The 13,731-nt window shown below is 34.3% G+C and carries 11 protein-coding genes; 3 read left to right on the forward strand and 8 right to left on the reverse strand.

Going from position 1 to position 13,731, the window contains the following annotated elements:
- Positions 1 to 2 precede the first annotated feature (2 nt).
- Positions 3 to 2,306: a GAF domain-containing protein gene (locus FDY99_RS07265; RefSeq protein ID WP_139420351.1), complete on the forward strand. Its 2,304-nt coding sequence runs from the start codon at positions 3 to 5 to the stop codon at positions 2,304 to 2,306.
- A gap of 1 nt (position 2,307) precedes the next feature.
- On the opposite strand, the gene FDY99_RS07270 is transcribed toward FDY99_RS07265, so the two are convergent.
- Both FDY99_RS07270 and FDY99_RS07275 read right to left on the reverse strand, forming a co-directional pair.
- Positions 2,308 to 3,222, reverse strand: coding sequence for a bestrophin family protein (locus FDY99_RS07270; protein ID WP_139420354.1), 915 nt, complete (start codon positions 3,220 to 3,222; stop codon positions 2,308 to 2,310).
- 21 nt (positions 3,223 to 3,243) lie between these two features.
- Positions 3,244 to 4,416, reverse strand: a complete 1,173-nt coding sequence (locus tag FDY99_RS07275) for a Pycsar system effector family protein (RefSeq protein ID WP_139420356.1) — start codon at positions 4,414 to 4,416, stop codon at positions 3,244 to 3,246.
- A 26-nt stretch (positions 4,417 to 4,442) separates the two neighbouring features.
- Here FDY99_RS07275 and FDY99_RS07280 point away from each other — a divergent pair, with 26 nt between their 5' ends.
- Positions 4,443 to 8,156, forward strand: coding sequence for a metallophosphoesterase (locus FDY99_RS07280; RefSeq protein WP_139420358.1), 3,714 nt, complete (start codon positions 4,443 to 4,445; stop codon positions 8,154 to 8,156).
- Between the two features lie 293 nt (positions 8,157 to 8,449).
- On the opposite strand, the gene FDY99_RS07285 is transcribed toward FDY99_RS07280, so the two are convergent.
- The 6 genes from FDY99_RS07285 to ruvX form a co-directional block, all read right to left on the reverse strand.
- Positions 8,450 to 9,322 (reverse strand): hypothetical protein, encoded by an 873-nt coding sequence (locus FDY99_RS07285; RefSeq protein ID WP_139420360.1) that lies wholly within the window; start codon positions 9,320 to 9,322, stop codon positions 8,450 to 8,452.
- Positions 9,323 to 9,326: 4 nt separating this feature from the next.
- Positions 9,327 to 10,406: an FUSC family protein gene (locus tag FDY99_RS07290; protein ID WP_139420363.1), complete on the reverse strand. Its 1,080-nt coding sequence runs from the start codon at positions 10,404 to 10,406 to the stop codon at positions 9,327 to 9,329.
- The gene (gene mazG / locus FDY99_RS07295; RefSeq protein ID WP_139420365.1) at positions 10,407 to 11,174 is read right to left on the reverse strand and encodes a nucleoside triphosphate pyrophosphohydrolase; all 768 of its coding nucleotides are present in this window, start codon (positions 11,172 to 11,174) and stop codon (positions 10,407 to 10,409) included.
- A 317-nt stretch (positions 11,175 to 11,491) separates the two neighbouring features.
- A complete protein-coding gene (locus tag FDY99_RS07300) occupies positions 11,492 to 12,040 on the reverse strand; it encodes a DUF5606 family protein (protein ID WP_139420367.1) in 549 nt (182 codons plus the stop codon).
- A 67-nt stretch (positions 12,041 to 12,107) separates the two neighbouring features.
- The gene (gene def, locus FDY99_RS07305; RefSeq protein ID WP_074231106.1) at positions 12,108 to 12,680 is read right to left on the reverse strand and encodes a peptide deformylase; all 573 of its coding nucleotides are present in this window, start codon (positions 12,678 to 12,680) and stop codon (positions 12,108 to 12,110) included.
- Positions 12,677 to 13,093, reverse strand: a complete 417-nt coding sequence (gene ruvX / locus FDY99_RS07310; RefSeq protein WP_139420369.1) for a Holliday junction resolvase RuvX — start codon at positions 13,091 to 13,093, stop codon at positions 12,677 to 12,679. The genes def and ruvX overlap by 4 nt, the downstream gene beginning before the upstream one ends.
- A 115-nt stretch (positions 13,094 to 13,208) precedes the next feature.
- On the opposite strand from ruvX, the gene FDY99_RS07315 reads away from it, so the two are divergent.
- Positions 13,209 to 13,685: a SixA phosphatase family protein gene (locus FDY99_RS07315; protein WP_139420371.1), complete on the forward strand. Its 477-nt coding sequence runs from the start codon at positions 13,209 to 13,211 to the stop codon at positions 13,683 to 13,685.
- Positions 13,686 to 13,731: the final 46 nt, after the last annotated feature.

Genomic DNA, 13,731 nt, shown 5'->3' on the forward strand with positions numbered 1-13,731 from the left:
TTTTGGCAAATCTCTACAAGAAAGAAAGTCCGTTTCAGGTTTTTATATCGTTCAAAAAATATTTGGATGTGTTAGAGCACATTCGGTATAACGATCGTTTAGAGTATCGCGCCAATTATGCAGAATCTTTAATTGAGAAAACCAAAAACTTCAAAGAATTAAGAGATGGTTTTCAGGATCTATCGGTGTTTGAAAAGCACAAAGACCTCATCAGACTTTTGTTGGCAGACCTCTTCCCTACCGGTTTAACGAGAAATGAAATTAAAGCGGCAGGAATTCCGCTTACCAATCTTACATTCAATTATACCGAAAGATTTCAAAATATTTTAAATGATGCCGGAAAAGATTTTGAAATCGAGTTCAGAGACATCAGTGATGACGAATATTACGTTTTTTGTTGTTGCCTGATTTTACAGACATACCTTAAAAAAGATATTAAAGTTACTATCCCGTTTTATTATGACATTCCCGATAAACAGGGAATTATGAAGCATTATAAAATTACGGTCAACTCAGATTTCAGCGATGTTTATCCTGCTGAAGGAACCAAAGTTCCGTCAGATGATGTTTTAGATATGCTGCTTGAAAATCTGGACGATGTACAGCTTTGGAAAAAATATTTCCAGCCCGAATCATGGATTTTAAACGGATTTAGTATTATTTCTCTTATCGACTGTACTTCGGAAGTGGCATTGTCTGATTTGAAATCGAGCATGATTAAAATTGATCTTGAAAATCCTTCACCCGATGAGAATTTAAAAGAAATATTTAAATCTTATTTTGATGTTGCCGAGCTCAACTTTGGTTTGATGCTATTCAATATTAAAAACAAAAGGCTCGAAAAACTTCCTATTTACGAAAATGTTTTCACCAATTATCTTCTTGATTTTTGGATCAACACCTTTGATGAAGAAGCAAGGAAAACTGCTTTTGAAAACATCAGTTACAATTCAAAACCTGTCGTAGTTTCGAATGTTGACAATCTCGATGAGGAAATCAAAAAACTGCCAACTTTCAGTATTCTGAAAGATAATAACATCAATAGTTTCATGGTCATTCCGATTATGAAAGACAACGAGCTTTTGGCGATGATGGAGTTTACTTCGCCTATTGCCAATAGTTTGAACGGTTTAAAGCTGAAAAAGCTTGAGTTTGTTGCCGACATGATTATTTTCTCTCTGAACAGATTTACCTATGAAAGAAATAATCAGATTGAGGCCATCATTCAACGTGAATACACCACGATTCACGACAGCGTCATCTGGAAATTCAGGAATGAAGCAGAGCGTTATTTTAACGCTTATTTATCGAAAAAAATATACACTTTAAAAGAGATTTCGTTTAAAAATCTTACTCCTTTATTTAGTTTTTCAGACATCCGCTCTTCATCAGACAAACGTTTTAAGCTGATGTTGGAAGATCTCAATCAGCAAATTGACGGACTTCATGAAGTGATGACCATTTTAAATTCATCAGAATCCGAAAAGTATTCTTTGGCATTGGATGTTTTTGAAAACGAACTCAATAATGAAATAAAAGCAGACACCGAACAGCGTTTCCAAAGACTTTTGCGTGAAGAAATTCATCCTTATCTGCAAGGTCAGCTTGAGGTAAAAAGTGAAGAAATGATTAAAGAAAAAATTAAAAATTACTTTAGTCAGGTTTTTACACAGAATGATCTTTTTTATGCCAACAGAAAAAATTTAGACGATTCTATTACGCTTCTCAATCGTAAACTGGCCGATATTTTAGATGAAAAACAAGTCGCTGCTCAGGAAATTTTCCCGCATTATTTTGAAAGATTTAAATCTGATGGCGTTGAGCATAATCTCTACATCGGTCCCAATATTGCTCCTGAATTGCCTTATTCTACAAAAGTGGTTAATGAATTAAGATATTGGCAGCTGGAAACTATTTGTACGATGGAACATGAGTTCCGTTTATTCAAAAAAGACCTTCCGGTTTCGCTTGATATTGCTTCGCTGATTTTTGTGTATAATGAAAAAATAGACATCCGTTTCCGAATGGATGAAAAACGTTTTGATGTAGACGGTGCATTTAATTCTAATTTTGAAATCATCAAAAAAAGACTTGAAAAAGCGCATATCAAAGAATCTGAAGAAAGAATTACTTGTCCCGGAAAAATTACCATCGTTTATTTTGGCTTAGAAAATCAACGTGAATATTTACAATACATCCACAGACTTCAGCAACAGAATATTTTAAAATCTGATGTTGAACTTTTAAGAGTTGAAGATCTGCAGGGAATTACAGGATTGCTTGCAATGAGAGTTTCTTTAGCGTAAATCAATCTACAAAATAAGAATCGAGCTTTTTTAATTCACCTTGCGGAATTTCAGCCTGTTCAAAAATAGAAAATTCAATCGTTCTGCAAATACTGTTGAGTGCCAAATCATTTTCTTCTTCACCAAAAGGTTCCCCAATTTCTTGGATAATGGCATCTAAAGCTATAAAAGTATAACTGATCAGCAAAACAATTAACGGCATCATCCAGTCTAAACTATCGAGCAATCCGAATGGTAACCAAAAACAGTATAGATAAACGGTACGATGTAGTAAAACACTGTAAGCAAACGGAAGTGGTGTATTATAAATTCTCTCACAACCACCGGAAATATTAGAAAACTGATTCAATTGATGATTCATCGAAGTCAAAACAATCGTATCTATATTTCCGCTTTTATTCTGAATGTTCAGCCAATCTGAAATAAATCCTAAAATAATACTGGGAATAAACTTTTTACCCTGAATCTGATGAAACTGTTCTTCAGAAAGTAGCTTTTGAAGAGGTTTTATATCTGATTTATCTCTTAACTGATAATTTAAAGCCCAGCAAAATGCAGAAATTAATTTTACAATTTCCTGTTTTTCTTCTTTTGAAACATTCGGTATAAAAGATAAAATCTGTCTTGTGAAAGAGCGGGTTTCAATGACCAGTAATCCCCAAAGTTTTCTTCCTTCCCAGAATCGGTCATAACTCGCCGTATTACAAAAGCCCATAAAAATAGCCAAAGCCAAACCAATCAATGTAAAAACTGTAGGATTGAGCTTTACTTTATAATCGTAAATTTTACCGTTAAAATAATATACCGCTACAGAGAAAATGGTGATAATACAAAGCTGAGCTACGATTTTCTTTAGTACAGAACCTCTCCATATAAATAACATTTTCAGCCAGTGTGTTCGCTGTCTTACAATCATGTTTTATGCAGTTTTTTTTAATTAAAGCGTAAGAAAAGCATACGCAAAAGACAGTACAGAAATTATAATTCCTGCCATAAAAATCTGATACGTAACCGAAAGAAGCTTATATTTTCTGTCTAAAACTTTTCCAAGATAGTATAGATCTTTCACCATAGAATCGTAAATATAATCTCTGTCTTTGATGAGATCATGCATCGAGCTCAGATAATGATTAAATTCCATTTGATGGAAGTTTCCGAAAAACAAAAGGTTTACTTTACGGTCTTTAATATCCTGATTGGTAAAAGTAGTCTTCGTAACATTGGGTTTTGTAGAAAGAATCGCAAAAATTATCGTTAAAACACTTGAGATCAACAGAAAAAATGTAGGAATAATCAAATGCGCATTCTTCGGAGTATCTAATTTCGGGACCAAAACAGAAAGGCAAACCGAAATAATAATTGCATTGACCGAAAGCAAAATATTGGCTTTACTATCTGCAATATCGCTCAGTCTTGTATGATTATTCAAAGTAACTCTGAAAAGCGTATCTACACTTCTGTCAGATTTCTGATCTTTTTTTTCTGAATTTTCTTTTTTGGGTTTCTCTTCTTTGCCCATTTTATCCATCTTCTTTTCCAATTTTTTTACATTTTTCAGTTTGAGTGGCTCCCAGTTTTCTTTGGCATAATCGGTGAAATACTTATGTTTGTTTTTAAGAAAATCTACATTCATCTCATTCCATTCATCATTAGAAAAACACATTCCGCCTGTCAGTTCCCATTCTTTACGCAAAGCTTCCGCAGAATCATTGTAAAATGGACTTGCAAAATGACTGAAATCAGCATCTTTCATAATCATTTCTAAAAGATCTTGAGGCTGATGGTATTTTTCTGTAGAAAGAATCAATCTGGAAACTTCATTTATATATTCTTCCGAAAAATTATCTTTTTTAAGAAAATCTTTCATAATAGCGGCTCCCCTTTCTTCATGCCCTTCAGCATTACAATCTGTAAAACCAACATCATGAAACCACAACGCAAGCAACACCTTTTCTCTGTCAACTTCAGATAAATTGGTATGCTTTATGATTTCATCTGCTTTCTGAACGGCATATGTGGTATGAATAAAATTATGGTAAAAGTAAACAGAAGATAGTTTATCTTTGAATAAGTTTTCAACATAATTTTTAGCTTTGTCTAAGGTGCTCATCACAGAATTTTTCTTAATGTAAATGTATGAATTTATCCTTTAAATCTTATTTAAAAAAAATATCACCGGCAGGAAAAACGTTTCTCCTTTCGGGACTTCTTTTATCTTGTGCTACCTACAACGTAAAAAAGGGCAAAAACTTACATGAAGTATCAAAATCTGAGCTGAAAACTGATAATGATTTTCAGATTTTCCTAGTAGGTGATGCCGGAAACTCAGAAGAAATTCAGGCTCAGCAAACGTTGAATTTTCTTAAGAACAAGATAGATTCTGCCAACAGCAATTCGATGCTCATCTTTTTGGGAGATAATATTTATCCTTTGGGAATGCCAAAAGAAAGTGATAAAGATTATCCTTTGGCAAAAGAAAAAATGGAAAACCAACTGGCAATTACCAAAAACTTCAAAGGTAAAACTTTGATTATCCCCGGAAATCACGATTGGTATCACGGTTTGGATGGTCTAAAAGCTCAGGAAGATTTTGTAAAAACCTATCTGAACGATAAAAAATCTTTTCTTCCTAAAAATTCTTGCCCGATTGATGATATTAATTTAACCAAAGACATCAAACTTATCATTATCGATTCTGAATGGGCTTTAATAAATTGGGATAAATATCCTGGAATCAATAAAGGTTGTGATATTAAAACCAGAGACGATTTTTATACCGAGTTCAAAGATTTAATTACAAAAAATCAGGATAAAAGAATTATTGTTGCGCTTCATCATCCGGTAATCAGTTCCGGAGTTCATGCCGGATTTAATTCTACAAAATCTCATCTTTCAGCATTTAACGGGAAAGTTCCGATTCCGGGAGTTGCCACTGTACTTACAACATTGAGAAGTTCTTCCGGAGCAAGCATGGAAGACATCAACAACAGACATTATGCAGATTTTGCCAACAGACTAAAAAGTATTGTTCAGGATAAAGAAAATGTGATTTTCGTTTCAGGACACGATCATAACCTGCAGTATCATGCAGACAACAATATCAGGCAAATCATCAGCGGAGCAGGTTCAAAAACAGATCCCGCCACGATTGTTAACAAAACCGATTTTTCTTACGGCGGAAGTGGTTTTGCTGTTTTAAATCTCAGAAAAGATTTAAGTTCAGATGTAGAATATTTTTCAACAAAAAACAATGAGCTTAAAAAACTGACGCAAATTTCAGTAATTCCTCAACCTCAAGTATTTGAAAATAATTTTCCAAGCTCACTTCCAGCAACCTACACTTCAACAGTTTATGCTGAAAAGCTTACTAAAAAAGGGAGAATTTACCGCTGGCTTTGGGGAGATCATTACAGAAAATATTATGCTCTTCCGATTGAAGCAAAAACGAAAGATCTTTCTGATATGAATCCTGGTTATTCTCCTTTCAGAGAAGGTGGCGGAAACCAGTCAAATAGTCTTCGTCTGAAAACCAATGACGGACAGGAATTTGTAATGCGCGGAATCAAAAAAAGCGCAGTTCGTTTTCTCAACGCTCAGGCTTTTAAGAAAAATGATTTCGGAAACGAATTAAACAACACGTTCCCTGAAAGATTTCTACTCGATTTTTATACGACCAATCATCCTTTTACCGGATTTGCGGTTAATAATATGATCGATAAACTTGGGATTTTTCACAGTAATCCTGAGTTATTTTATATCCCGAAACAAAAATCTTTGGGGCGTTATAACAAAAATTACGGGGATGAATTATACATGATTGAAGAACGCTTTTCTTCTGATCCCAAAACCTTACAGTCGCTAGATAATGCTACTGATATTCTTTCAACATCGGATGTTCTGAAAAATATGCGAAAAGACAGCAAATACTCGGTTGACCAGGATTTATACATCAGAGCAAGGATTTTTGATATGCTGATCGGCGATTGGGACAGACATGAAGATCAATGGAAATGGGCAGAATATAAAACAGGAAATAAGGTTATTTACAAACCTATTCCAAGAGACAGAGATCAGGCTTTCAGTACCTACGATGGCGCTGCGTTTACCTTCATTATGAACATCCCGATGATTCGCCACATGAAATCTTTTAAAGATGAAATAAAAAATGTACGTTGGGTAAATATGGAACCTTATCCTTTGGATTTAATTTTCCTGAAAGGTTCTACTGAAAAAAACTGGAGCGAACAGGCAAAATTTATTCAGCAAAATCTTACAGATGCTGATATTGATGTTGCTTTTAAAAACCTTCCGAAGGAAGTTCAGGATGAAACCATTGCCGATATTCAGAGAAAATTAAAACTCAGAAAAGAAAAAATCGAAGCTAATGCCGTAGAATATTATCATATTCTTCAGGAAAAAGTTCCGTTGGTAGGTACTCTCAGCCCAGACAAGTTTGTCATTGTAAAAAATGGAAACTCAGTTGATGTAAAGCAATACAAAATTAATAAAGATAAAACCGAAGAACTGGTTTTTGAAAAATCTTACGATGGAAAAAAGACCAAAGAACTTTGGATCTACGGATTGGATGATGATGATATCTATGAAGTTTCAGGTGACGGAAAATCTAAAACAAACATCAGACTGATTGGTGGATATAATCACGATGTGTACAATGTATCCAACGGAAGAAACGTAAAGATTTATGATTTTAAATCTCAGAAAAATACGTACGAAACCGAAGGAGCAGCAAAACACATCAGTGATGATTATGACATCAACACCTACAATTGGAAGCATCCTAAATTCAATTTCTTTGCGGGTTATCCGATGGCCAATTACAACCCCGATGACGGTGTAATTTTGGGAATTGTAGCCAATTATACGGTCAATAATTTTATTCGTGATCGTTTTACTCAGAAACACAGTATAAGTGCCAATTATTATACTTTAACAGGCGGATTTAATGTGGGCTACAAAGGAACCTTCAAAAAAGCGATTGCAGGATGGGATGCCGGAATTGATGCAACCTACACTACTCCATTTTTTGCGAGAACATTCTTTGGTTTGGGTAATGAAACGGTATATGAAAAAGATGACGTGAGTAAAGACTTTAACAGGGTACGAATTTCTCAGTTTAAATTTGCTCCATCGATCTCAAAAACAAGCTGGCTGAATCTGAAGCATCAGTTCCAGTTGAATTTTGAGCATTCTAAAGTGCAGTTGAATGAAGATCGTTTCGTTGCAGCATCTCCGGAAGTCAATCCTGAAGTTTTTAACGGACAACAGTTTGCAGGAGCTAATTATACTTTCAGTTTTAAAAACTTTGATAATAATGCCTTCCCTACTTTAGGTTTAGAAATAATTTTAAATGCAGACTGGAAAGCCAATCTTTCAGAATTTAACCAAAACTTTGCCTCTTTTAAAGGAACATTAAACCTGTTCCGCAGAATCGATAAACAAGGAAGATTTGTTTTTGCCAACTCTTCCAATGCCATGATTATCAACAACAATAATTTTGAGTTTTATCAGGCTGCAGCCATTGGTGGAAACAACGCAATGCGTGCTTACAGAAACGAAAGATTTGCCGGGAAATCATATTTTGTCAACAACTCTGAAATCCGTTGGGATTTTGGTCGTGTGAAAAACAATATCGTTCCGGTCAATATGGGAATTCTGGTTGGCTATGATGTGGGAAGAGTGTGGATTGATAATAAACAATCAGACAAATGGCATCAAGGTGTTGGTGGAGGATTTTGGATGAATATTCTCGAAACTTTTTCGGCAAGAATCGATTACTTTACCGGTGAAGATGGCGGAAGAATTTCCGGCGGTGTAGGTTTGAGTTTTTAACGGTTATTGACCTTTTTATTAAACTGAAAATTTAAAAGCCCAGTTTGTCTTTCTGAATGGAGCAAAGCGGAGTGAAGAATCTCAAATGTAAAACTCTTTTCTTTTGTCTTGAAACAAAAAAATAAATTTAAAATAAAACCCGCAGAGCTTTCTGCGGGTTTTATTTTGCGATTAGTTTACTTTCCAAAATGGCTCCGGAGCAACAGCCATACCTTTGTAGAATAATAGCAAGATTCTAAAATTAGAACTCCGTAGGAGTTCAATCTTTCCATCATTTTTAAAATAAAAATAATTTATTTAAGAGAAAACTGATATACATTTCCACCTTCTTTTTTATCTTTTTCGTCGGCAATCAGCAAAGTTTTATCATCAACGAAAACCACAGCTTCTTTTTGTGAATTGTGGTTTAAAGGGAGTTTCTGAATTTTAGCTGAATTAAAATCATTGGCTGTAAATCCTGAAAGTACGTGAATGTTTTTATGCGTTAAAAGCACAATTTCATTTTTAGAATTAATCGCAGCTGATGTAATGGCTGCATCACTGTAACCTCCTTCAAGCTTTAGTTTTCCAATTAATTTTGCTTCAAAATCACCTTCTTTATTTGGAATCTGGAAAACAAGAAAAGTTCCGTCAAAACCTTTACTTCTGTTTTTTGTAAATAGATAAAAGCTTCCGTCTTTTTCTACAAAAGCTTCGCAATCGTACAGTAAATTAGATTTTTTAGGAGGAAATTCAGTCTGCCCTTCATAATGGAATTTTGTGGTCTGAATAACCTTTGTCGATTTCTGAGAATCATTTTTTAAATCTAACTTTAAGATCGAAAGGTTCTGTCTGTCGTTTTCATTATTTCCAAAATCCCCGATGTAAATATTTCCGGCAGCATCTTTTGTGATATCTTCCCAGTCGTTATTTTCAGCATTTTCTACAAGAACATCATTAACCAACTCGCCTTGTCTGTTGAGCCCGTAAACTACATTTTTATTTCCCGCATCTTCAATAGCCCAAATGGTTTTCTGGTCTTGAGAAAGAGTAATTCCTGAAACTTCTTTCAGCTTTTTTGGGAGTGAAAATTCTGTTTTCAAATCTTCCTGCGATTTTGTTACCGAATCTTGAGCTTTCGGATTGCAGCTCATTAGCATAACAGCAAATACAACGAGAATGCGCATAATTTTATTTTTTTAATTTTTTAAACTGAAAGAAAGAATATCTGATATTTTTCTCCAATTGATTGATCATTTGTTGGTGATGAAGAAAAAAACCAGCAACCAATCCCATTAAACTTCCAATAATAGTGTCGAGTAATCTTGCCTCCATTAAGTTTTCAACCTGATGATGAACGGTACTTCCCACTTCTATTAAAAGCAAAGTAAGTGGCGTAATAAAGATAACAGCAAAACCATAATTTCTTACAATCATCAACTCAACAACGAACTGTAAAACTACAATAATTCCTATCATTACAATTTTTTCGGGGTCAAAAAGCAGAATCAGCCATGCTAAACCCAAACCAATGAAAGTTCCGAAAATACGGTGCATATTTCTTTGTCGCACATGTTCGAAATTTCGTCCCTGAATAATTGCTACTGTTGAAATAGAAATCCAATATGTATTTTGAAATTTTAAAAGATGACCGACAATTAAAGTCAGCATCATAATTAAACCTATAATCGTACTTTCAACAAATTTCGTGTATCTTTTTTTCTTAAAAACTCTTCTTGGAACATTTACCACTTCACTTTTTTCAATAAAAACTGAATAGAGAAAAGCCAATGAGCACGACAAAATAGCGCCCATTGTTACCAAACCAACTCTTATAGGAATCATTTCCAAATCAAACTGATACGTACTTGCCATCGCCGCCAACATAATAAAGAAAAAATTTCCCGGCGGTGGAATTTTAAAATAAGACGTTATAAAATGCGATAGAAAAGAGACGATCCCGAAAGATAAAGCCGCTGTATAAATATTAAAACTAAAAAAAAGACTGATGGTAAACGAAAATATAATCCCGAAAGCACAAACCGCCAAATGAATCATTCGCTGACTGATTGGAGCCGTTGTAAAATACAATATAGTCAACGCTCCCAAACTCGAAAGACTTCCGTAATTTGGTTTCTCTGAAAACCAGCCTAATAAAAGCGGAATACCAATGCACAATGCAGCAAGAAATGGGAAATGCCATTTTCGCTCGGTTTTCTTCATTTCAATAAGATATTGAAACCGGTTTCTTACAGGGTGATCGACTTTCATTTATTCAAAACGTTTTGCTTTTTCCCAGAGAACATCCATTTCTTCCAAAGTTATTTCAGCTAATTTTAAATCTGCCTCAGCTGCAAGCTGTTCCATTTTCTGAAATCTTGTAATAAATTTCAGATTAGTTCTTTCTAAAGCTGAATCAGGATTTAAACCTGAAATTCTTGCGTAATTGATTAATGAGAAAAATACATCTCCCAATTCCTGCTCTTTTTTATCTGAATCGGTTTCTGCATGAAACTCGTTGATCTCTTCATCCACTTTTTTCCAGGCATCTTCAGCATCATGAAATTCAAAACCAATTCCTTTTACTTTATCTTGAATTCTATATGCTTTTACCATACTTGGCAATCCTTTAGGAACGCCACCCAGAATAGATTTGTTGCCTTCTTTCAGTTTCAGTTTTTCCCAATTTTGCTTTACTTCTTCTTCATCTTTCACTTCGGTATCTCCATAAATATGTGGATGACGGAAAATCAGTTTTTCATTTAACGAATTGATAACATCGGCAATATCAAAACTTCCCTTTTCTGAACCTATTTTAGCATAAAAAACCAAATGCAGAAGCACATCGCCAAGTTCTTTTTTGATCTCAGTAAGATCTTCCTGCAAAAGCGCATCAGAAAGTTCATATGTTTCTTCCAACGTTAAATGACGAAGTGTCTGAAGCGTCTGTTTCTGATCCCACGGACATTTTTCACGAAGGTCATCCATAATATCTAAAAGTCTTCCGAAAGCTTCAAGTTTTTCCTGTCTGGTATTCATAATTGAGATTGAAATTAATGCAAATTTAAGGTAAATCTTTATTAGTTCTTTTGTCTTGAAACAAAAGAACCAAAAGTTCAAGACTTGGAAACTTCCGCTAAAAATTAAAAGTTATTCCTAAAATACCCAAAACTTGCGCGAGTTGTGAATTGTTTTTTGATTCAATAGTTGTGTCGCGCTTCAAACAATGGGATTTTTTTAACGGAATAACTTTTAATTTTCTTAACGCTCCATTTTCCTAAGTCAAATTTAGTCGCCATAAAACAAAAAACCTCATCATTGCTGACAAGGTTTTGTATTAATAAGGATAAACTAAATTATCCCATTTTTCTGTGTGTACTTTTTGTAGCTGCTTTAGCTCCTGTACTTGCTTTTACTTTTGGGGTTGCAGGTTTGTCTGCTTTTGGAGCTGCCTTTTTTGGAGCTTCTTTTTCAACAGCTGCTTCGCCTTCTGTAGTTTCTGCTTCTGCTTTTACAAAACTTTCAGGAGTGATGTATCCCGCTTTGTGAAGGATGTTGTACCACTGAGCCAATTTCTTAATATCAGAATTGTAAACTCTTTCTGTATCGTAGTTTGGAAGAGATGCAACCATAAATTCAGCTAATTCAGCTTCTGAAGATTTGTGATTGATCGTCTCTTTGTAATCGTAATTTTTAGCAATATTTTCAAAAACCTCAAACAAAGGAACTTCTTTATCAAAAGTAAACATTGCGATATTATCTAACAAGCTTACCTGGCTTGAATTACCGATGCTCACTTTCTTTTTGGTAGTAACTTCTTCAATGATGAATCCGTTTTTCAACTGCGATACCAATTTGTAAAGACCTGGTTTCCCAGAGATTGAAATTATTTTTTCTAACAGCATAATTTTATTTTTTTAATTTCAGTAAAAGCTATAACGCTTTTTATAATAATATATTTCTTAGTTTAAATTATTTTGGAAATCTCATTTTGTAACCTATAGACACTTCTCCCTGAGTGATCTTTGTAAGTTTTCCTTTTACCAGCTTTTTCTTCAAAGCACTTAAGTGATCGGTGAAAAGGGTCCCTTCAATATGATCATATTCGTGCTGAATTACGCGGGCTCTAATATCGGAAAAAGTTTCGGTATGCTTCACAAAATTTTCGTCATAATATTCGATCAGGATGGTACTTTTTCTTTTCACATCTTCTCTTACATCCGGAATCGAAAGACAGCCTTCGTTAAACTTCCATTCTTCGCCAGATTCTTCAAGAATTTGAGCATTGATGAAAACTTTTTTAAAGTCTTTCAGCTCTTCAGCAATATCTTCGTAATCTTCATCTTCTGCCAAAGGCGTAACATCTACGATAAACAATCTGAGGTCTAAACCAATCTGAGGTGCCGCCAAACCAATACCGTTTGCCTCGTACATGGTTTCAAACATATTATCGATCAGTTGTTGCAGATCCGGATAATTTTTATCTATCTCTTTTCCCGTTTTTCTTAAAACAGGATCTCCAAAAGCTCTTATTGGTAAAATCATCTTGTTTTTTGTTCTAAAAAATTCTGCAATATGATGGTTGCACTTACTTTATCTATTAATCCTTTTTGTTGTCTTTGTTTTTTACTTTTTCCACTTTGCGAAATAAAAAACGAAGCCATTTTTGAAGTAAATCTTTCATCAAAACGATGAACTTCAATCTGCGGAAATTCTTTTTTAAAGTTTTCTATAAACCCTAAAATATCGGTTTCCACTTCTGAAACATTTCCCTTCAAGTCTGTTGGCAGACCTACTACCACTTCTTCCACACGGTTTTCAATAACGTATTTTTTCAAAAAATCCATCAGAAAACGAGTTTCCACAGTATCAAGACCACTTGCGATAATCTTCATATCATCGGTTGCTGCAACGCCACAACGTGCTTTTCCGTAGTCTATAGCAATGATCTGTCCCATAAGTCTGCAAATTTAAGAAATTTTACTCATTATATTCCTAACACAGTTTTTTTTATAAATCATGTTTTTTATCCGTTAATTTTTGTTTAATTTTATCTTATCCAAACTCAAGACTATGAAGCAACTCATCCTCGTAAGACATGCAAAAAGTGACTGGCCTGAAGAAACTAGCGACTTCGACAGACCTTTGGCAGACAAAGGTTTGCTAGATGCCCTTAAAATGTCTAAATTTCTGAAAAACAACAGTATCGGTATTGATCATTTTATTTCCAGCCCTGCAGTAAGAGCTTTATCTACCTGCAAAATTTTTAATCAAACCTATAATCTAACTTTTGGAACCGACGAAAAACTTTACAATCCTTCTGAAAGTAATTTTCATTCTGTCATTTATGATTTAAATGATGATTTGAATTCTGTTGCGTTTTTCTCCCACAACAATGGCATTTCCAATTTTGCCAATTCTATTTCTGAGGATGTTTTCCATTTTCCGACTTGTGGTGTTGCAGGTTTTCAAATTGATTGTGATTCTTGGTCGCAGTTTGACGGAGCCAATAAAAAGCTTCTTTTCTTTTATGAGCCGGGGAAAATTTAATTCATTTTAATGAAAATATCTTAAAATTAATTTCTAAAAAGTACAT

Origin of the sequence: Chryseobacterium mulctrae, from assembly GCF_006175945.1 — a bacterium.
Taxonomy (GTDB): domain Bacteria; phylum Bacteroidota; class Bacteroidia; order Flavobacteriales; family Weeksellaceae; genus Chryseobacterium; species Chryseobacterium mulctrae.

Coding starts and splice junctions, on each gene's coding strand:
- FDY99_RS07270 (WP_139420354.1), bottom strand. CDS start 3,222: ATGATTGTAAGACAGCGAACACACTGGCTGAAAATGTTATTTATATGG.
- FDY99_RS07275 (WP_139420356.1), bottom strand. CDS start 4,416: ATGAGCACCTTAGACAAAGCTAAAAATTATGTTGAAAACTTATTCAAA.
- FDY99_RS07280 (WP_139420358.1), top strand. CDS start 4,443: ATGAATTTATCCTTTAAATCTTATTTAAAAAAAATATCACCGGCAGGA.
- FDY99_RS07285 (WP_139420360.1), bottom strand. CDS start 9,322: ATGCGCATTCTCGTTGTATTTGCTGTTATGCTAATGAGCTGCAATCCG.
- FDY99_RS07290 (WP_139420363.1), bottom strand. CDS start 10,406: ATGAAAGTCGATCACCCTGTAAGAAACCGGTTTCAATATCTTATTGAA.
- mazG (WP_139420365.1), bottom strand. CDS start 11,174: ATGAATACCAGACAGGAAAAACTTGAAGCTTTCGGAAGACTTTTAGAT.
- FDY99_RS07300 (WP_139420367.1), bottom strand. CDS start 12,040: ATGCTGTTAGAAAAAATAATTTCAATCTCTGGGAAACCAGGTCTTTAC.
- def (WP_074231106.1), bottom strand. CDS start 12,680: ATGATTTTACCAATAAGAGCTTTTGGAGATCCTGTTTTAAGAAAAACG.
- ruvX (WP_139420369.1), bottom strand. CDS start 13,093: ATGGGACAGATCATTGCTATAGACTACGGAAAAGCACGTTGTGGCGTT.
- FDY99_RS07315 (WP_139420371.1), top strand. CDS start 13,209: ATGAAGCAACTCATCCTCGTAAGACATGCAAAAAGTGACTGGCCTGAA.